The 17,841-nt window shown below is 69.7% G+C and carries 20 protein-coding genes and 1 tRNA gene; 6 read left to right on the top strand and 15 right to left on the bottom strand.

The genetic code is table 11. The features are described 5' to 3' along the window. Nucleotides 1-114 precede the first annotated feature (114 nt). Both ACX80L_RS03710 and ACX80L_RS03705 read right to left on the bottom strand, forming a co-directional pair. Nucleotides 115-1,587 carry a S10 family peptidase gene (locus ACX80L_RS03710; protein WP_459287728.1) on the bottom strand — a complete coding sequence of 491 codons (1,473 nt, stop codon included), beginning with the start codon at nucleotides 1,585-1,587 and terminating at the stop codon, nucleotides 115-117. 36 nt (nucleotides 1,588-1,623) lie between these two features. Continuing rightward, complete coding sequence (locus ACX80L_RS03705) at nucleotides 1,624-3,183, bottom strand: DHA2 family efflux MFS transporter permease subunit (RefSeq protein WP_208739036.1); 1,560 nt, start codon at nucleotides 3,181-3,183, stop codon at nucleotides 1,624-1,626. Nucleotides 3,184-3,295: 112 nt separating this feature from the next. Between ACX80L_RS03705 and ACX80L_RS03700 the strand changes: the two genes are divergently transcribed. Continuing rightward, a tRNA-Ala gene (locus tag ACX80L_RS03700) sits at nucleotides 3,296-3,368 on the top strand. Nucleotides 3,369-3,449: 81 nt separating this feature from the next. Here the strand turns inward: ACX80L_RS03700 and ACX80L_RS03695 are convergent. The 6 genes from ACX80L_RS03695 to ACX80L_RS03670 all read right to left on the bottom strand — a co-directional run bounded on the left by ACX80L_RS03695 (nucleotide 3,450) and on the right by ACX80L_RS03670 (nucleotide 7,860). Continuing rightward, entirely contained in the window at nucleotides 3,450-3,716 is a 267-nt protein-coding gene (locus ACX80L_RS03695; RefSeq protein ID WP_208739037.1) for a hypothetical protein, read from the bottom strand. Between the two features lie 95 nt (nucleotides 3,717-3,811). Further along, entirely contained in the window at nucleotides 3,812-5,137 is a 1,326-nt protein-coding gene (locus ACX80L_RS03690; RefSeq protein WP_459287726.1) for an alpha-amylase family glycosyl hydrolase, read from the bottom strand. Between the two features lie 65 nt (nucleotides 5,138-5,202). Beyond that, entirely contained in the window at nucleotides 5,203-5,637 is a 435-nt protein-coding gene (locus ACX80L_RS03685) for a hypothetical protein (protein ID WP_459287724.1), read from the bottom strand. Between the two features lie 174 nt (nucleotides 5,638-5,811). Continuing rightward, nucleotides 5,812-6,552: a hypothetical protein gene (locus tag ACX80L_RS03680; RefSeq protein ID WP_459287722.1), complete on the bottom strand. Its 741-nt coding sequence runs from the start codon at nucleotides 6,550-6,552 to the stop codon at nucleotides 5,812-5,814. 2 nt (nucleotides 6,553-6,554) lie between these two features. Then, the gene (locus ACX80L_RS03675) at nucleotides 6,555-7,433 is read right to left on the bottom strand and encodes a cytochrome c oxidase assembly protein (protein WP_459287720.1); all 879 of its coding nucleotides are present in this window, start codon (nucleotides 7,431-7,433) and stop codon (nucleotides 6,555-6,557) included. Continuing rightward, nucleotides 7,426-7,860 (bottom strand): DUF2243 domain-containing protein, encoded by a 435-nt coding sequence (locus tag ACX80L_RS03670; protein ID WP_459287718.1) that lies wholly within the window; start codon nucleotides 7,858-7,860, stop codon nucleotides 7,426-7,428. Before ACX80L_RS03670 ends, ACX80L_RS03675 begins: the two co-directional genes overlap by 8 nt. A gap of 346 nt (nucleotides 7,861-8,206) precedes the next feature. Here ACX80L_RS03670 and ACX80L_RS03665 point away from each other — a divergent pair, with 346 nt between their 5' ends. After that, complete coding sequence (locus tag ACX80L_RS03665) at nucleotides 8,207-8,509, top strand: DUF4193 domain-containing protein (protein WP_133081453.1); 303 nt, start codon at nucleotides 8,207-8,209, stop codon at nucleotides 8,507-8,509. Nucleotides 8,510-8,580: 71 nt separating this feature from the next. Here the strand turns inward: ACX80L_RS03665 and ACX80L_RS03660 are convergent, their stop codons facing one another. Further along, nucleotides 8,581-8,892 carry a hypothetical protein gene (locus ACX80L_RS03660; RefSeq protein ID WP_208739042.1) on the bottom strand — a complete coding sequence of 104 codons (312 nt, stop codon included), beginning with the start codon at nucleotides 8,890-8,892 and terminating at the stop codon, nucleotides 8,581-8,583. Nucleotides 8,893-9,014: 122 nt separating this feature from the next. On the opposite strand from ACX80L_RS03660, the gene ACX80L_RS03655 reads away from it, so the two are divergent. Beyond that, nucleotides 9,015-10,043: an alpha/beta fold hydrolase gene (locus ACX80L_RS03655; protein ID WP_459287716.1), complete on the top strand. Its 1,029-nt coding sequence runs from the start codon at nucleotides 9,015-9,017 to the stop codon at nucleotides 10,041-10,043. A gap of 16 nt (nucleotides 10,044-10,059) precedes the next feature. Here ACX80L_RS03655 and ACX80L_RS03650 read toward each other — a convergent pair whose 3' ends face one another. Next, complete coding sequence (locus ACX80L_RS03650; RefSeq protein ID WP_459267914.1) at nucleotides 10,060-11,349, bottom strand: alpha-hydroxy acid oxidase; 1,290 nt, start codon at nucleotides 11,347-11,349, stop codon at nucleotides 10,060-10,062. 86 nt (nucleotides 11,350-11,435) lie between these two features. Here ACX80L_RS03650 and ACX80L_RS03645 point away from each other — a divergent pair, with 86 nt between their 5' ends. The 3 genes from ACX80L_RS03645 (at nucleotide 11,436) to ACX80L_RS03635 (ending at nucleotide 13,382) form a co-directional block, all read left to right on the top strand. Beyond that, nucleotides 11,436-12,128 carry a FadR/GntR family transcriptional regulator gene (locus ACX80L_RS03645; RefSeq protein WP_459267915.1) on the top strand — a complete coding sequence of 231 codons (693 nt, stop codon included), beginning with the start codon at nucleotides 11,436-11,438 and terminating at the stop codon, nucleotides 12,126-12,128. Nucleotides 12,129-12,204: 76 nt separating this feature from the next. Beyond that, nucleotides 12,205-12,873 (top strand): GNAT family N-acetyltransferase, encoded by a 669-nt coding sequence (locus tag ACX80L_RS03640; RefSeq protein WP_459287714.1) that lies wholly within the window; start codon nucleotides 12,205-12,207, stop codon nucleotides 12,871-12,873. Beyond that, on the top strand, nucleotides 12,870-13,382 hold the full coding sequence (locus tag ACX80L_RS03635) for a mycothiol transferase (protein WP_208739230.1): 513 nt from the start codon (nucleotides 12,870-12,872) through the stop codon (nucleotides 13,380-13,382). Before ACX80L_RS03640 ends, ACX80L_RS03635 begins: the two co-directional genes overlap by 4 nt. Here the strand turns inward: ACX80L_RS03635 and ACX80L_RS03630 are convergent. From ACX80L_RS03630 to ACX80L_RS03610, 5 genes are all read right to left on the bottom strand, one after another. Continuing rightward, on the bottom strand, nucleotides 13,379-14,029 hold the full coding sequence (locus ACX80L_RS03630; RefSeq protein ID WP_208741787.1) for an alpha-ketoglutarate-dependent dioxygenase AlkB family protein: 651 nt from the start codon (nucleotides 14,027-14,029) through the stop codon (nucleotides 13,379-13,381). The two genes, ACX80L_RS03635 and ACX80L_RS03630, sit on opposite strands and share 4 nt — an antisense overlap. Nucleotides 14,030-14,335: 306 nt before the next feature. Beyond that, on the bottom strand, nucleotides 14,336-15,382 hold the full coding sequence (locus ACX80L_RS03625; protein ID WP_208739231.1) for an NAD(P)-dependent alcohol dehydrogenase: 1,047 nt from the start codon (nucleotides 15,380-15,382) through the stop codon (nucleotides 14,336-14,338). A gap of 106 nt (nucleotides 15,383-15,488) precedes the next feature. Further along, the gene (locus ACX80L_RS03620) at nucleotides 15,489-15,950 is read right to left on the bottom strand and encodes a MerR family transcriptional regulator (protein WP_133081445.1); all 462 of its coding nucleotides are present in this window, start codon (nucleotides 15,948-15,950) and stop codon (nucleotides 15,489-15,491) included. 178 nt (nucleotides 15,951-16,128) lie between these two features. Beyond that, nucleotides 16,129-16,716: a GNAT family N-acetyltransferase gene (locus ACX80L_RS03615; RefSeq protein WP_459287711.1), complete on the bottom strand. Its 588-nt coding sequence runs from the start codon at nucleotides 16,714-16,716 to the stop codon at nucleotides 16,129-16,131. A 99-nt stretch (nucleotides 16,717-16,815) separates the two neighbouring features. Further along, a complete protein-coding gene (locus tag ACX80L_RS03610; protein ID WP_459287709.1) occupies nucleotides 16,816-17,634 on the bottom strand; it encodes a DUF1684 domain-containing protein in 819 nt (272 codons plus the stop codon). Nucleotides 17,635-17,841: the final 207 nt, after the last annotated feature.

Raw genomic sequence — 17,841 nt, 5'->3', positions numbered from 1 at the left:
ACGCGGGAGGCGATGATGGGCACCAGGGCCCAGAGGATCCTTTTCAGCATGGTCGAGTCCTTAAGGTAGGGGCCGTCGCGGCTGTCGCCGCGACCGTCTTCATCATCCTACTTACTATTCCCGGCCGGTCCGCTCCTGCGTGACGAAGGCCCGGAGGGCGCGCAGTTGCGTGTCGCGTGCTACCGGGTTGAGGTACATCATGTGACCGGCCTCGTGGTAGTGGTGGGTGAACCGGGCACGGGTGGCGTCGTCGAGGTTCATGTGCGCCCACACGTACTCGGCGGCGAAGTGGGGCGTCGCGCCGTCATGGTAGCCGTAGTCCACGTGGACGCGCAGGGCGGGGTTGTGGACGAGGAGGCGTTCGAGGACACCCGAGACGTCCACGGGGGCGCCCTCGAACGTCCGGTAGCTCCAGGGCTGTACACGGGCCGTCAGGATCTCGTAGGGAAGGTCGTTCTCGTAGCCGAGCTCGGCGCGGACGTAGTGGTTCATGGCTGCGGAGTACGGCCCCGTGATGGCCCGGATGCTCGGGTCGTCGAACGAGTCCGACGACTGCAAGTTCGCGGGCTTCGCGGCGAAGCGACCGTCGATGCGGCCGACGGCCAGGCCCTCGGAGCGGAGGATCTCGGCGGCGAACTCGTGGTAGGCCCAGCGGAGGTTCGTGCGGCGGATGAAGCCCTCGTCGAGGGTGGTGATGGTGTGGAGCCGGTGCACCACCTCGTCGAGTTCCTCCGGGGTCAACCGGCTGCCCTGCGTCAGGGCGTAGCCGAAGTCCCTGGCCGCGTACTCCTCGGCCTCACGGACCACGTCGGCGAGTTCACGGTCGCCGTGCCGGCCGTGGTAGTGCGCGATGGCGGCGTAGGTCGGCAGGTGCAGGGCGTACGGCAGGTCGCTGCCGGGGAAGAACCGCAGCGTGGACATGTTGAGCACCGTGGAGATGAGACCGAGCCCGTTGACCGCCATGCCGTAGGCGTCGAAGAGCCGTCCGGCCACCGCGACGGCGCGGAGGGTGCCGTACGACTCGCCGACGAGGTACTTGGGGGAGAGCCAGCGGTTGTTGCGGGTGGTCCACAGCCGGATGACCTCCGCGACGAGGTCGCGGTCCTGCACGAAGGCGTGGAACTCGTCGGCCTTCTCGCCTGCCACCACCCGCGAGAATCCGGTGTTGACCGGGTCGATCATCACGAGGTCGCTGGATTCGAGCAGGCTGTCGGGGTTGTCGACGAGTCCGAAGGGGGCGGGCGTCATGGTCCCGACGTCGCCGGATTCCACGAGGCGCGGACCCAGCAGGCCCAGGTGCAGCCAGACGGAGGCCGAGCCCGGTCCGCCGTTGAAGGCGAAGGTCACGGGCCGGTCCGGTTCGGCGTCCTGCTTCGTGTACGCGACGAGGAAGATCTCGGCCTTCGGCTTGAAGCCGTCCGCCTTGCCGTCCTTCGTCTCCTCGCGCCGCAGTACGAGGCGTCCCGTCGTCGTCGTGTACTTCAGACCCGACGGCGAGGTGTGCTCCCGGACGGCGAAGTCGTCCGACACCTCCTTCGCCGCGGCGGTGTCCGTGTCCTTCGCTGTGTCCTGCGTCTCATCAGCCATGGCAGAAGACTACCGGTAGTTCCCCGAGGCAACAGCTCAGGAGTCGGCCGGTGTCGCTTCCCGAGGCCGGTCCGCCGCGGACGGGCTCCCACCCGCGGCCCCGGCATCGCCCTCCCAGACCCGGTTCTGCTGCGGCCTCGCGAAGAACAGGGCCGCCGCGAAGCCGAGGATGATGACGATCGCCGGCAGGTAGAGCGACTGCCCCATGGACAGCGCATAGCCGGCCTTGGCCTCGTCGGGGAGGGCCGTCCCCGGAGTGGTGCTGATACCGCCTCCACCGAGGTTGGCCAGGAGGTGCGACTGCATGACGGCCGCGATCGCGGCGCTGCCGAGGACGGCGCCCATCTGCCGCGTGGTGTTGTAGACCCCGGAGCCGGCGCCCGCGAGCGACGGAGCGAGATTGCGCGTGGCCGTCAGCGACACCGGCGCCCAGATGCCGGCACTGGAGAGGCCGAGCAGCGAGATGGGCAGCAGCAGCTGCCAGAGCGGGACGTCCACCGTGAGGATGGAGCCCAGCCAGAACAACGCGGCGGACATCCCGGCGAAGCCCGCGATGGCGATGTACTTGGGGTTGCTGCGCTGCACGTACTTGCCGACGAACGGGGCGAGGACGCCGGAGATGACGGCCATCGGGGTCAGCAGCAGGGCCGCCTGCGTGGGCGAGAGGCCGCGGACCGTCTGGGCGTAGAGCATGAGGGGCAGCGTCATGGTGGTGATCGAGAAGCCCATGGCCGTGATGGAGGTGTTCGCGAGGGAGAAGTTGCGGTCGCGGAACAGCTTGAGGGGGACCAGGGGTTCGCCGCGGTTGAAGCGCTGCCAGGCCACGAAGGCGACGAGCAGCACGAGGCCCGTGATGATGAGGGACCAGACGGAGAGAGGGCCGGCGATGGTGCCCCAGTCGTAGGTCTCGCCCTCCTGGATCCCGAAGACCAGGCAGAACAGGCCGGCCGCGCTGAGGAACACGCCGAGCATGTCGAACCGGTGGGACGTCGTCGGCAGGACCGGGACGAGGCGGGCGGCGAGGATGAAGCCGACGACGCCCACCGGGACGTTGATGAAAAAGATCCACTCCCAGCCGGCGGAGTCGACGAGCAGGCCGCCCAGCACGGGCCCGACGAGCGTGGCGATGCCGGCGACGGATCCCCAGAGCCCCATGGCGGCACCGCGGCGCTCCGGCGGGAAGATCCGCGTGATCACGGACATGGTCTGCGGGGTCATCAGGGCGGCGCCGAGGCCCTGCAGGACGCGCGCGATGATGAGCGCCTCGACCGTGCCGGAGAAACCGCACCAGGCACTCGAGAGGGTGAAGACCACGAGGCCCACGAGGTAGATGCGTTTCGGCCCGAACCGGTCGCCGAGCCTGCCGGTCACGAGCAGCGGGACGGCGTAGGCCAGCAGGTAGGCGCTCGTGACCCAGATGACGCTGTCGATGCCGGCTCCCAGTCCCTCCATGATGGCGGGGGTGGCGACGGAGACGATCGTCGAATCGACCAGGATCATGAAGAAGCCGATGACGAGCGACCACAGGGCCGGCCAGGGCCTGACGTCGTCGTTCTGGAGCGGGGCACGAGCCTCCGCCGGAGGGTTGCTGGACATGGGAAGAAGACTACGCCCGCGTGCCGACACTCCGGAGCGGAGGCCGTCCCGGCGTGACTTTGGGCCTCGGCCCTTCTCTTGGGTAGAGTGTTGGTGTTCGGAAGTGGTGTCCGGGGCTTTAGCTCAGTTGGTAGAGCGTTTCGTTCGCAATGAAAAGGTCAGGGGTTCGATTCCCCTAAGCTCCACGGTCCGGAACACGAAGCGGGGGTCCTGTCACCGGGAGCCCCGCTTCTCTCGTCGTGGCGGAGATGGCCGGCTCGGGTGACCTACTCCTCGGGTGCCTTCCGCGCCCACGGTCGTGCCGCCAGGATCCGGGCGAGCGGTCCCAGCCACGACATCACCACGAGCAGCGTGAAGGTGCTGCTCAGCGAGGATCCGATGCTCGTGGACGGCAGCAGTTGCTGGACGCCCACGAGGATCGCGGCGACGAGCAGCAGCTTCTTCACGCCGTTGAGGACGTGCGCCGGGACCGGTCGCGGCCACGGGGTGAAGTCGGTCGTGTCGATGTCCCTCGGCGCGTCCTCCGGACCCATGCGACCTCCTCCGCAGCGGATGTGTCGTCCCATTATCCACTCGTGGCAGGCCTGGCCGCCCTCCGCGGACCGGCGGTCCCGTCCCGAGGGCCGGGTCAGCCGAGGACGGCCCAGGCGCGGGGCGGCAGGAGGATCCGCTGCGTGCCGGACTCGACCGTCGCCCGTCCGGCGAGGACGGCGACGGCGCCGCCGGTCTCTGCCGACCGGGTGTCCGACGCGAGGTTGAGCGCGACCACGAGTGGCGCGTCGCCGTCGGCCGCGACGCGGTAGACCAGCAGTTCGTTGGACAGCTGCAGCACCTGCGTCGTCGCACGGTGGAGCCACGGATGCCGGCGGCGGATGCCGATGAGCTCCTGGTGGACCTCGTAGGTGGGCCTGCCGACGGGGGAGAGGTCACCCGGGGAGGGTGGGAAGAGCGGCCGGATGTCGTCGTCGCCCCCTGCTCTGTCCTCCTTGATCCCGCGATAGCCCTGCTCGTCCCCGTAGTAGATGGACGGGGTGCCGCCGACCGTGAGGAGGACGACGACGGCGTGGGGGAGCAGGGCGGGGTCGATGAGCTTGCTGGCGATCCGCGTGACGTCGTGGTTCCCGATGAAGGTGAGCGGGGCGAAACTCCCGAGCAGCGCGTTGTGGCGCTCCAGTGCCGCGGCGAGTTCGAAGAGGTTCGCGTCGTTGAGCGAGCTCCAGACGGCTTTCCACAGCTCGTACTGCGTGGCGGAGTCGAGCCCGCCGGCCCGGATCTCCGACCCGTAGTCGCCGTGGATGTATTCACCGACGAACCATGCCTCGGGGTGGGACGACCGGACGCGTCTGGTGACCTCGGCCCAGAACCGGGCCGGGACGGCGTAGGCGGCATCGAGCCGCCAACCGTCCGCCCCGCGACCGAGCCAGTACTCCATGACCCCGGCGACGAAGACCACCACGGCCGGTTCGTCGTGGTTCAGCGCCACGAGGTGGTGGTGGCCCTCGAAGTCGCGGTACCCCGGCTCGGTGCCGGCCCCGGCAGCGTCGGGCCAGTCGAGGAGGAACCATGGGGCGGTCGCTGCTCCCGGGCCGTCGGCGAGGACGTCCTGGAACGGGGCGAAGGAGCGCCCGGTGTGGTTGAAGACTCCGTCGAGCAGGATCCGCAGACCGCGGCGGTGCGCTTCGGCGACGAGGGTGTCGAAGTCCTCCGACGTGCCGAGCCGCGGATCGATCCGGAAGTAGTCGGTGGTGTCGTAGCCGTGCGTCTCCGAGGCGAACACGGGCCCGAGCGCCAGCCCGGACGCGCCGAGCTCCAGTGCGTAGTCGAGCCAGGGCACCAGGTCCAGCAGGCGATGGGCGGCTGCCGGATCGGTGGTCGCGGTCTTCTCCGCACCGACGAAACCGAGCGGGTACACGTGCCACCAGATCACGTGCCGGACCCAGTCGGGTTCCTTCATGCGGTCCTGCCCTTCGGTACGGCGATCGGGTGGAGCAGGGCGGCTGGCGGCCCGGAGGAGGCCGGCTAGCTCGCGTCCACGAGGAGGTGGCCGCCCGAGGCGAGCTGCTGCACCTCGCCCGGCTCGAGGTGCGCGGCGTCGGCGATGTCGACAATGGCTGCGCCCGCGTCGGCGGCCTGCAGTACGGCGGACTCGAGTTCCCCCGCGAGCTGGTCGAGCTGCCACTGCATCGACTCGAGGTCGGCGGCGGCCGCCGCGACACGGCGCAGGGCGGGAGGCAGCGGGTGCGCGAGCTCGGCCGGCTCCTCGTAGGAGAGCTGGAAACCGCACGAGCAGGCCCACACGAGTTCGACGTCGAACCCGGCCGGAGCCTGCGGGATCATGCCGTAGGAGGAGCCGGTGTAGGAGGTCTCGCGCAGGGTCATGGGCTCCCCGCAGTGGAGGGGTGCCCCGACGGCGGTGTCTCCTGCGCCCAGGGTGTCACTGATTGTCTGCGTCATGCTCGCCCTTTCATCAAGAATACGAACCCTACTGTCAACTAGTTCGACAAACTAGTTATATGCGGACTGACATAGCCCTGTCCACTTCGGGTTGCTCCACACCACCGTCAGGTATCCGTCTCGGAGGTGTGCTGCTGCGGTCCCTGCGCAGGCCGAGTCCCGGACCGGGCGAGGCTACCCAGCGGCGGCGAGCGTCTCGTCGATCAGGTCCTGGAGCTCGTCCTGCGTCCCCTGGGGTAGGGCGTCCCGGGCGGTGCGCACAGCTGTCACGGCCAGGCTCCCCCGCGTCCCGATGACGGTCATCGTCTCCTGCCGGGCGCCGTCCGGCGAGGACTGCAGCGTCAGGTTCCCGAAGCTCCGGTCGGCGTCCGTCGCCGCGTCGACGTCCTGGACCGTCTGGTCGATCACGACGCCCTGTGCCTCGACGGTGAAGGACGAGCATGCCTGCAGTGCGGCGGACGATGCGTCGATGCGACCGGGGAAGAACGCGGCATCCGCGGACGACGACGCCGAGACGATGGTCTGGACGGCGTCACCACCGGCGCCGGAGACACCCGTGGCGTAGCCGGCGTCCTCGGGCACCTCGAGGGTGTTGGACGCGAACACCGCGCACTCCTCCGGCGTGATCACGACCGACTCGAGGAACCGGCGCGCCTGGTCCATGCCCTGGTCGATCTGGTCCGTAGGTAGGACCTGCAGGGCGGCGCCGTCCGCCTCGGTGACGGTGCCCAGGATCGCCGCGAGTTCCTCCGAGGAGTACGTGCGGGATCCGTCGTGCGCCGTTGTCGTCCCGTCCGCCTCCGCGGACGGTGATGGCGACGGTGACGATGACGGTGACGGTGAGGGTGACGAACAGCCGGCCACCGCGAGCAGGGCGGCCAGGGACAGTCCCGCGAGGGGTGGAAAGCGTTGCATGGTCATCCTTCGGTGGGCGCCGGGCTACCCGCCCGCTCCGGCAAGGCTACACAGGATGCCGGGGAAGCCGTGCGCCGGTCCAGGCGCCGTCCGCCGGCCCGGTAGACCTGTGCGCAGAAGACCACGAGGAGGAGCGCGTGGACGGCATCGCCGCCGTAGTACATGAGCTGGGCCGCCTGCTCCACATCCGGCGGGCCGGCTTCGCCGCCGACGGCGTACAGGTGCTTCGCCACCATGCCGTGGACCGCGATCGCCGTGACGATCGCCGCGCCGCGCTGCCACGCCGGCGCCCGGTGCGGGTTCGGGTCCGTTCCGACGACGGCGTAGGTGAAGATGCACCCGGCAACCACGAAATGGACATGCAGCAGCGGCCCGAGCACCGGGTGGTGGAGCAGGTCGAGGGCGCCCCCGTCCCGATACAGGAGTGCCATCGGGACGGTGGCGAGGAGAGTGGCGACCGCCGGATGGGTGCCCAGCCGCACGGGAACCCAGGCGGCGAGACGGCTGAAGCGCCGCCCGACGGACACGGGGACGGCGCGGAGGAACAGGCTCACCGGAGCGCCGAGGACGAGCAGCAGGGGGACGAGCATGCCGAGGGCCAGATGGACCGCCGTGTGCGCCGTGAAGCTGCGGCCGGCGGCCTGCGCCAGCGGGCCCACCGTGACGGCCAGCCCCAGCACCGTGCCGGCCACCCAGGCCACGGACCGGCGGGGAGGCCATCCGGTCCGTCCGCGCAGGACGGCGGCGCGGCCGGCGAGCAGGTACGCCGCGGCCGCCCCGAGCCATACGAGCACGACGGCGGTGCCGAGGACCAGCCCGACGAGCCCTCCCGGAAGGTGCCCGGACACGGCCTCGCCGAGGTGGTGCGGATCGTCACCCATGGCGGGGAACGGCGTCCGGGCCCGTCCGGCGACGGGTTCCGAGGAGCACCAGGATCCCGGCGGCCAAAAAGGCGAGGGCCACACCGTTCCACAGGAGGTCGTAGGGGAGCAGGTCGACGCCGTACCGCACCTCGTGCAGATCGAGCAGCTTGTGCTGCACCAGGCCGTCGAACAGCTGGAACGCGCCGATGCCCACGAGGACACCGCCCACCCATCGCCGGGCCCGCAGGGCTCCGCGGCGCCTGAGATCGGCGAAGAGGAACAGGGAGGCCACGGTCGCGAACCAGCTGAACGCGTGGAACACGCCGTCGGAGACGAGGCCGGCCGCCGGCGTGGACCGGTCGTAGAAGTGGTGCCAGTGCAGGAGCTGATGGAAGACGGCCTCGTCGACGAAGGCGATGAGGCCGCAGCCGAACAGGACGCCCACCAGGACGTTCCGGCGCTGGAGGCCCTCGGCGTCCCGTGCGGCGGGGACGGGCGGGATGGCGGACGAAGCGATGGCGGCACCCGTCGTCGGGGGAAGCGGACAGCTCCCAGCGTGCCAGCGCCGCCCCGGACCCGTCCAGCACTTTCGCGTCCCCGTGGCGGGCGGCGCGGGCGGTCAGTACCCCTCCGGCACGAGGCGGGACCAGGGGCGACGGCATGATCCCGACGCTATGACAAGCATCACGGCGAGGAGGCCCGGAACCGGCAGTACGCCCGATATTTCCCACTAGACTCGATTGCTGCACGCGCCCCGCGGCACAACGAACCCCACGAAGAACGGCATCGGCATGGCAACGGACTACGACGCACCCCGCAACAACGACGAGGACAAGGAAGCGGAGTCGCTCGAGGCGCTCCAGGCGAATCGGGGGAGCAACACCCAGTCGTCGTCGGTCGACATCGAGGACGGCGACACCGCCGAGGGCATCGACCTGCCGGGCGCCGACCTCTCCGGTGAGGAACTCCTCATCCAGGTGATCCCGCCGCAGGAGGACGAGTTCACCTGCGCGTCCTGCTTCCTCGTCCGGCACCGCAGCCAGATCGCCCTCGAGAAGGACGGCCGGCAGTACTGCAGCGACTGCGAGGGCTGACCCGCGGCCCCGGGACGACGGCGGCGTTTCCCGCGGGAGGCGCCGTCATGCGGAACGGAGTCGGGGGATGCTCAGGAAGCCTTCTCGTCGTACCACCAGTGCGTGGCTTCGAGCGGTCGGCGCGACCGCGACGCGACAGGGAGCTCGACGACGACGGCGTCCCGGCGGGGACGCGTCAGGACCATCCGGATGACCGCGAGCAGTGCGGCGGGAATCGACACCAGGATGACGACGGCGAGACCGTACATCGCGAGGGCCGCATGCACGGGCGAACCGTAGAGCACCTCCAGCGATGCAGCGCTGCCGAACCAGAGCCACAGCCAGAACAGGCCGATCGCGTAGAGCAGTGACCGCGCGCGCCTGTAACGCAACGGATAGTGCATCCGCCCACGCTTCATATTCGTCTCCCCAGACTTATGTTTTCCGGACCCGCCCCAGGCAGGACCACAGGATGAATAATAGACCGCGACCGAGGCTTTCCCCGCCTCCGACAACAGAATGAGGCGTGGCGATTTCACGAGGAACGGAGCAGGGCCCGGACATCACGGTCCGGAGAATCCAGGGGAGCGGCGTGTGGGCCCGTGTCAGCTCCGTCGGTGAGGCCGGTGAGCGCGCCTTCGTGCTGGTCTCCGGCCTCGGTGTGTCGTCGCACTACTTCGAGCAGCTCGCGCCGCACCTGATGCAGTTCGGGCCTGTCTTCGCCCTCGATCTGCCCGGTTTCGGCGGCGTCCCGCATGCACGCAGGGCCCTGTCGATCGGACAGTTCGCGGAGCTCGTCGGCAAGGCCATCGACGATCTCGGGCTGGAGGATCCCGTCGTCATCGGCCACTCCATGGGCACCCAGATCTGCACCCATCTCGCCGCGTCCCGGCCCCAGCTCTCGACCCTCGTCCTCATCAGCCCCGTCGTGGACGATGCGGCGCGCTCCACGGCCGTCCAGGCCTTCCGGTTCCTGCGGGCGAGCCTCCATGAGCCGGCCCGCGTGAAACTGCTTGCCGTCGTCGCCTACCTGACGTGCGGGTTCGGCTGGTTCTTCAAGATCCTCCCGCGCATGATGTCGTACCCGATCGAGACCACGGCCACCCGGGTCCGCTCGTCGACGCTCATCATCCGCGGCCAGCACGACGCCGTGTGCCCGCCGGCCTGGGTGACGAGGCTGGGCCGGGCCTTCGGCGGGGCTCCGGTCGTGGAGATCGAAGGCGCGGCGCACTCCGTCATGCACGCGCATGCGAGGGAGGTCGCGGATCTCTGCGTGCGCCACGCGAGCGGCACCCTCGAGGCGGAGCGGCCACTCGCTGGATCAGCACACGCGCCAGGGACCGACGGCGGGAGTGTTCGCGGCGCGGGCATCGCCGTTCTGCCGGAGTTGCCGGAGGTGCACTCCTCCCTGGCTCCGGTGGACGCCGTCCGCGCCATCGCCGAGGAGGTCGAGGGTGTCGCGATCGAGTTGAAGGGCAACCGGACGGACGACGACCGCCTCGTGGAACTCGGCCGGGAACAGCAGGCGGAGGCCCGCGGAAGGGGCACCCGGTGACGGACCCGTCCGGCCGTCAGAGGGTCATGGCGGCGTCGGGCAGCTTCACGTCGGCCGTCGCATCGCCGAGCAGCCGGACGTGGTCGGGGGTCAGGTCCTCGATGCGGTTGACGCCGAGGAGCTGCATGGTGCGGGCGGTCTGTGTACCGAGGATCTCGATGGTGCGGTCCACGCCCTTGCGCCCGCCCGCCATGAGCCCGTAGAGGTAGGCCCGCCCGATCAGGGTGAAGTCGGCGCCGAGGGCCAGCGCCGCGACGATGTCACCGCCGCTCATGATGCCGGTGTCGAGGATGATCTCCGTCTTGCCCTTGAGCTCGGCGGCGACGCGCGGCAGGAGGTGCAGGGGGACCGGCGCGCGGTCGAGCTGCCGGCCGCCGTGGTTGGACAGGATGATGCCGTCCGCTCCGTGGTCGACGGCCTTTCTGGCGTCATCGAGGGTCTGGATCCCCTTGACCACGAGGTTGCCCTTCCAGACGCTGCGCAGCCAGTCGAGGTCCTCGAACGTGAGGGTGGGGTCGAACATCGAGTTGATGAGGTCGGCGACGGTGCCGGAATAGCGGGAGAGCGAGGCGAACGAGAGCGGCTCGTGCGTCAGGAAGTTGAACCACCAGGCGGGGCGGTACGACGCGTCGACGACGGTCTTCAGCGTCAGTGCCGGCGGGATGGTCATGCCGTTGCGGACGTCGCGGAGCCGGGCGCCGGCGACGGCGGTGTCCACCGTGACCATCAGGGTGTCGTTCCCGGCGGCGGCCGCACGTGCGATGAGTTCCATGGAGCGGTCGCGGTCCGTCCACAGGTAGAGCTGGAACCAGTTGCGCCCGTTCGGGGCTGCCTGTGCGACGTCCTCGATGGACGCCGTTCCCATGGTGGAGAGCGTGTACGGGATGCCTGCGGCTTCTGCGGACTGCGATCCGGCGTACTCGCCCTCCGACTGCATCATGCGCGTGAAGCCCGTGGGGGCGATACCGAACGGCAGGGCCGAGTCCTTGCCGAGGATCGGCGTCACGGTGCTGACGGTCCGGACGTCACGGAGGATGCCGGGACGGAATTCCAGGTCGAGGAACGCCTCGCGGGCCCTGCCGAGGGAGATCTCGGCTTCGGCGGCACCGTCCGTGTAGTCGAAGGGAGCCGTCGGCGTGCGGCGCTTGGCCATGTCGCGGAGGTCCCAGACGGTGTTGGCCCGCTGGAGTCGGGCCGCGGCGCCGAACTCCGGCTTCTTGAACTGCATCAGTGGGGCGAGATCCGCGACTCTGGGGATCCGGCGCCTGAGCGCGGGAGGGACGGATGCGCGGGAAGGGGTCTGCATGGTGTGCCTCTGCTCGTCGTCGGGCCGGACGGTCTGATCGCAGATCCTACGGGCTGTGGTCAGACCACACAAGCTATGCTGGCGCCATGCGCACGCACCAGGTGGTCTCGGCATGGCTCGAGCAGGAACTCGCGGCCGGCCGCCTGGCCATCGGCTCGCGGCTGCCCGGCGAGCGCACCATGGCGGAGCGGCTGGGGATCTCCCGTGCGTCCGTCCGAGAGGGGACGCGCGTCCTCGAGGCGCTCGGCGTCGTCCGCGCCGGAGTGGGGTCCGGGCCGCAGGCCGGCACGGTGATCACGGGCAACCCGTCGCTCGCCCTCGATTCCGCCCTCCGGCTCCATGTGGCGAGCGCCCACCTGCCGGTCAAGGACATCGTGGAGACGCGGCTCCTGCTGGAGACCTGGGCGGCGGCCCATGCGTCGCCGGGATCACCGTCCCTCGAACGCGCGGCACGGCTGCTCGACGAGATGGACCGCTACGACGACGGTCCCGCCGGCTTCCTGCAGCGGGACGCGCTCTTCCACGTGGCGCTCGCGGAGGCCGCCGGCAACGTCCTGGTGGGCGCGATGATGGGATCCCTCCGGGGATCGATCGAGGACTACACGCAGCGGCTGACCGCGCGCCTGCCCGAGTGGGGCGCGACGTCCCAGCGGTTGCGCCGGGAGCACCGGGCGATCCTCGACGCGGTGCTCGAGGGGCGTGGGGAGCACGCCGCGGAGCTGGTGCAGGATCATATCGAAGGCTTCTACCGGGAGTCGGGTATCCACAGCGAGAGGTAGGGCCATTGACAGTCTGCTGTGCTTTGCAATAGGGCGCAGGTCACCTAGACTTCTGGAACTGGTCGAGCAGGAGGCCGTGGACCCACCGGACGTGGAGCTGACGATGGAACACCTTCCGCACGTACTCGAGCATCCCACCGCACGACAGGACGGGAAGACGCCGTCCTGGGGCCTCCGGCGAGCGCATCTCACCGCTGTTCCGCAGGACGCGGACGCGGACTTCCCGCAGGACCTCGCCGAGGTGTCGACGCGCCAGCTGCGCATGCTGTGCAACCGCACGTACCAGGCCCTGGACACCGACCACCCGTCCCTTCCGATGCGGGAACGCTACGACCTCCTCGTCGAGGAGCTGGAGCGGCGTGAACGCCAGGCCGAGCGGCACGGGGCAGCGGACGATTCCCGGGAGAAGTTCCGTGACAACGCGCTGTTCTCCCGGTTCGAGCTGTACCGCAACGGCGTTCTCGCCGGCTACGTGCAGTACGAGATGCGGGGTGGGGACGTCCTGCTGCTGCACTCCGTGGTGGACCCCAGGTTCCGCCGCACAGGCCTCGAGCCGGTGCTGATGCAGGCCGTGCTGCTCAACGCGCATCGTCGCCGCCTGGCCGTCATGCCCTATTGCCCGGAGGCGCAGGAGTTCCTGGCCTCCCACCCGCAGTTCCTCTCCCTCATCCCGGCCAGGCAGCGTCGACGGTTCAGGCTGCTGCTGGCATCGCGGGCCGCCGTGGCCGGGCAGGAGCGTTCGTGACGCCGGTCGAGGTCCTCTCGGAGGCTTTCGGGCGCTTGCCCGACCTGGTGCGCGGCGCTGTGGAGGGCCTCGACGCCGAGCAGCTGTCCCTCCGCCCGGGCGGCTCGGCCAATTCGATCGCCTGGCTGGTCTGGCACCTCACGCGCGTCGAGGACAGTCACTTCGCCGAGGCCTTCGGGCACGAGCAGGTGTGGCTGTCCGACGGCTACGCCGATCGGTGGGCACTGCATCTCGATCGCGAGGACACCGGCTACGGTCACTCCACCGATCAGGTCGACGCCGTGCGGGTCGGGTCGGCGCAACAGCTGCTGGACTACTTCGATGCCGTCCACGAGCGCTCCCGGCGCCTCGTCGCGGGCCTCACCGACGAGGACCTGCACAGGATCGTCGACGAGCAGTGGGACCCACCGGTCACGCTGCTCGTGCGGCTCGTGAGTGTGGTGGACGATGCCGTGCAGCACGCAGGGCAGGCGGCCTATGCGCGGGGCATCATCCTCTCCGGGAGCTAGCCGAGCCCGGTCTGCCGCAGCGTGATGTTGAGCCGGCCCTCGAACCCGATGCCGGCAGGGGCGCTCCCGGGCAGCGTCTTGAGGACCCCGTGGTAGGCGAACCGTGACGGGCCACCGAACACGAAGAGATCCCCGGACGCCAGGTGCACGTCCTGCCACGGACGGTTCCGGTTCTCCGTGTTCCCGAAGCGGAAGACGCACGTGGTGCCCAGACTGAGGGACACCACGGGCGCGTTCACGCGCTCCTCGCGGTCCTGGTGCATGCCCATCTTCGCGGCGTCGTCGTAGTAGTTGACCAGCGCGGCATCCGGTTCGTAGGACGCGCCTGACCCGTCGCCGTACGCGGCGTCCACGGCGTCCCGTCCCAGCGTGCGCAGCACCTCGGGAAACGGCGCGACGGCCCCGCCACCGGCGTCGTCCGCGGTGCGGCTGTAGCGGTACGGCAGCCAGTGCCAGCCCAGGCTCACGCTCCGCACGGACATGACCCCGCCGGTGGGCATCGTCACCCTCCGCATCGGGACCGGTCCATTGGCCCATGTGCGGCAGAGCCCGACGAGTTCCCGCTGGCGATCGAGGTCGAGCCAGCCGGGGACGTGCACAGCCCCGGGAGCGGGCTCCTGCCGGGGCCGGGGGATCAGGGCGTCCATCGGATCGGTCACACCACCATTGTGCGGCGGAACCGCCGCCCTGCCGACTTCCGCGCTCACCCGGAAGGACGGCGGATGACGAAGTGCCGGAAGGTCACCGGCGGACGACGCGGAGGCCTCCCTGAAGTGCCGGTCGCGAGCCGATCGTCTGCACCACCCTGGAACCCGGAACAGCAGCCCACTCCTTGAGCAGGAATGGGCTGCTGAGTTCCGACGACTGTCGGCGTCCTCCATCGAGGATGGTGGGCCGGCGACCTGCCTGCTGGACGGTGCCGGTGGTCTCCTGGACTGCGCGGCGGGTCGTGGTCAGGCGAAGGTGGCGGCGTCGATGACGAAGCGGTAGCGGACGTCCGAGGCGAGCACACGCTCGTAGGCGTCGTTGATCTTCTCGGCGGGGATGACCTCGATCTCGGCGCCGATCCCGTTCCGGGCGCAGAAGTCGAGCATCTCCTGTGTTTCGGCGATGCCGCCGATCATGGAGCCGGCGAACGAACGGCGACCTCCGATGAGCGCCATCGCGTTCACCGGCAGCGGCTCGGCGGGCGCGCCGACGTTGACCAGAGCGCCGTCGACCGTCAGGAGTCCCAGGAAGGCGCTGATGTCGATGCTGGCGCTGACGGTGTTGATGATGAGATCGAACGAGCCGGCCAGATCGGTGAACGTGGTCTCGTCACTGGTGGCGTAGTAGTGGTCGGCGCCCAGGCGGAGGCCGTCTTCCTGCTTCTTGAGTGATTGTGAGAGGACGGTGACTTCGGCGCCCATGGCGTGCGCGATCTTGACGGCCATGTGACCGAGGCCGCCGAGGCCGATCACGGCGACGTTCTTCCCCGGGCCGGCGCCCCAGCGGTGCAGGGGTGAGTAGGTGGTGATGCCGGCGCAGAGCAGGGGGGCGGCGGCGTCGAGCTCGATGCCCTCGGGGATCCTGAGCACGAAGTCCTCGGTGACGACGACGTGGGTGGAGTAGCCACCCTGGGTGACGGTCCCGTCGCGGTCGGTGGCACCGTAGGTGCCGACCATCCCGTTGACGCAGTACTGCTCGTCGCCCGCCGTGCAGTTCTTGCACTCCCCGCAGGAGTTGACCATGCAGCCGACGCCGACGCGATCGCCGACGGCGTGCCGGGTCACCTCGGAGCCGACCTCGGCGACGATGCCCGCGATCTCGTGCCCGGGTACCAGAGGGTAGGGCTGGGGACCCCAGTCGCCCTGCACGGTGTGGATGTCGGAGTGGCAGATGCCGGCGTACTTGATCTCGATCAGGACATCGTGGGGACCGACGTCGCGGCGTTCGATGGTGGTGGGGGCGAGGTCGCCGTCAGCGGAGGGCGAGGCGTAGGCGTGAACTGTGGTGGGCATGGGTTTCTCCTTGTGGGGTGTTCGGTTGCTGGTTGCGGCCGGCCGTGTTCGTCCGCTTGCATAAGGGCGTTCTGGGCCGTGAAGCCCTTCGGCGGTGGCGCCGTGCCTACTGCTTCCTGGTCTTCTTGAGATCGTCGGCCAGGGAGCGGGCTTCGTCCGACAGGTGCGCGGCCCTGGAATCGTCCCCGTCCTGGACGGCCTGCCAGTAGTCGATCTTCAGTGCGACGTAGCGTTCGCGCAGGGCGATGGATCTCGCTTCGACGGCCAGGTGTTCCTGCTGGGCCTTCAACAACTCGATCTGCTCCGGGGCAGCAGCAGCCCCGAGTGCTCCGTTCCCGATGTAGCGGCGCATGTCGCTGACGGACATCCCCGTTGCGCTCAGGCAGGAGACCCAGGTCAGCAGATCGAGGTCCTCCGGCGTGTAGATCCGGTGCTTGCTGCTCGCGCCGCGGGAGATCGGAGTGATCACGCCGATGGACTCGTAATAGCGCAGCGTGCTCGCCGGCAGCCCCGTCAGGGCCGCCGTCTCCTTGATCGTGTACGTCTTTCGGACCGTCGGTGCGCTCACTCCATCAACGATAGGAACTTCAAGTACTTGAAGACAAGCTGCCCTCGGCAGTGACGAGGTTCGCACGAGGCCACGGACCGCGGCCGTACGACCGACGGCTCCGAAGGACTCCCTGTCCGGGATGCCGGCAGGTCGAGGTCGAGGTCCCGGTCCAGGTCCGGTAGTCCAGGTCGAGCGCTCAGTGTTCGCCGGCTTGATCCGGCTCGTATCGCATGAGGAGGCGCGGAAACCCGTTGATGACCGAGCTCGTGACGGCGGACTCGGTGAAGCCGGCTCGTTCGAACAGTGCGCGGGTTCCTACGTAGGCCATCGTGAGGTCTACTTTCCGGCCCTGGTTGTCGACCGGGTATCCCTCGATCGCTGGGGCTCCGTGATCGAGGGCGAACTGTACGGCGCCGCTGAGCAGGTGGTGCGAGATGCCTTGTCCGCGGTGTCCCGGGCGGACCCTGATGCACCAGATCGACCACACATCACTGTCGTCCACGCGAGGGATCCTGCGGTTCCGGGCGAAGCTCGTGGCGGCACGGGGATGCACGGCTGCCCATCCCACGACGTCGTCACCGTCGTATGCGAGCACTCCCGGTGCAGGGTCCTGTGCTGCGAGTTCCCTGACGAGAGCTCCGCGTTCGGGGCCGCGGAGTGCGAGATTCAGCGTCGACGGGATCCGGTAGCTCAGGCACCAGCACACGGTGGCGTCGGGCCGCTTGGGACCGACCATCGTGGAGATGTCCTCGAACGCCGTCGCCGGCCGGATCTCGATCACCATGCCGCCACCTTACAGATGCCGGTCCGCACGTGCGGTGTGCGGGCCCCTGGCTCCCGGACGGTCCTCTACGCCGTGCCGGCGCCGGCGGCGTCCTGCTCCTCAGGAGAGCGGGTTCTTCTCCCCCGCCTCGATGGCCGCCTCCAGCCTGTTGGCATCGACGGGCATGGGGCAGGTGCCGTAGGGCGTGAAGGCACTGGGATAGTTGATCGCCCTGTTGAAATCGACGATCACCGTGCCGTCCGGGCGCGGGCGGCGCGTGGCGACCTTCCGCCAGTCGGCCGTCGCCGATCCGTTGGTGCTGTCGTGGAACGTGATGGAGAGGCCCCCGGCCTCCTCCTGGGAGGCGCCGAGCCGGAACTCCCGGGCGTCACCCGGCAGCGAGAACACGACGTCGCCCACGAGCGTGGTGGCGCCGGGGACCTCGTCATGCGCGGTCCTGATGTGTTCCTCGCGCGGCTCGTCGTACGGCTCGAAGCGGGCCTCCACCACCAGGTCCGGGCGGTAGCCGAATACCGGGACCTCCTCGAAGCCGGTCGCCGTCGGTGATTCCGCATCCCTGGTCCGGATGGCGTAGCGGCCGGCACGGCGGGCGAGTTCCACCACGATCCGGCGTCCCGTGGACCCGCCGTGCGAGACCCACAGGAGTGACTCCTCGTCGTCGAGGACAGCGGTGATCGTGCCGTCCACCCGGTGCCCGCCCGGCAGCCCGGTCAGCCCCTCGGCGGCGGAGGCCGTGAGGCTTGCTCCGTCATCCGTCGCGGACCACAGCCCCGGGACCTGCTCCACTTCCGCGGGTTCGGGGCCGAGCCACTGGAAGGACGTCAGCGAGAGCCAGCCGTGCTCCTCAGCGAGCGCCGCGTTGCGCGCCTCCCGGAAACGCGCCCAGCGTTCCTCGGCCGTCCGGGTGGTGGTGCTCATCCTGTCCTCCTGCTCGGGTGTTCCTGCACTGCTCTGTCCGCACCGCCTAGAACCCGGGCGGTGCCCGCGGCATTCCCGGTCCGCGGCGTCCCCGCCCCACGCTATCCATGTCCCACGGTGTCCACGTCCAGCGCCTTCCCGCTCCGCGGGCGAGCCGCATACCGGCAGGCCGTCGATCCGTCCACCGGGCCTCCGGTCCTGCCTCCT

The sequence above is a fragment of the Arthrobacter sp. MDT1-48-3 genome, from assembly GCF_054511015.1.
This window is presented reverse-complemented; position numbering and strand designations above follow the sequence as displayed.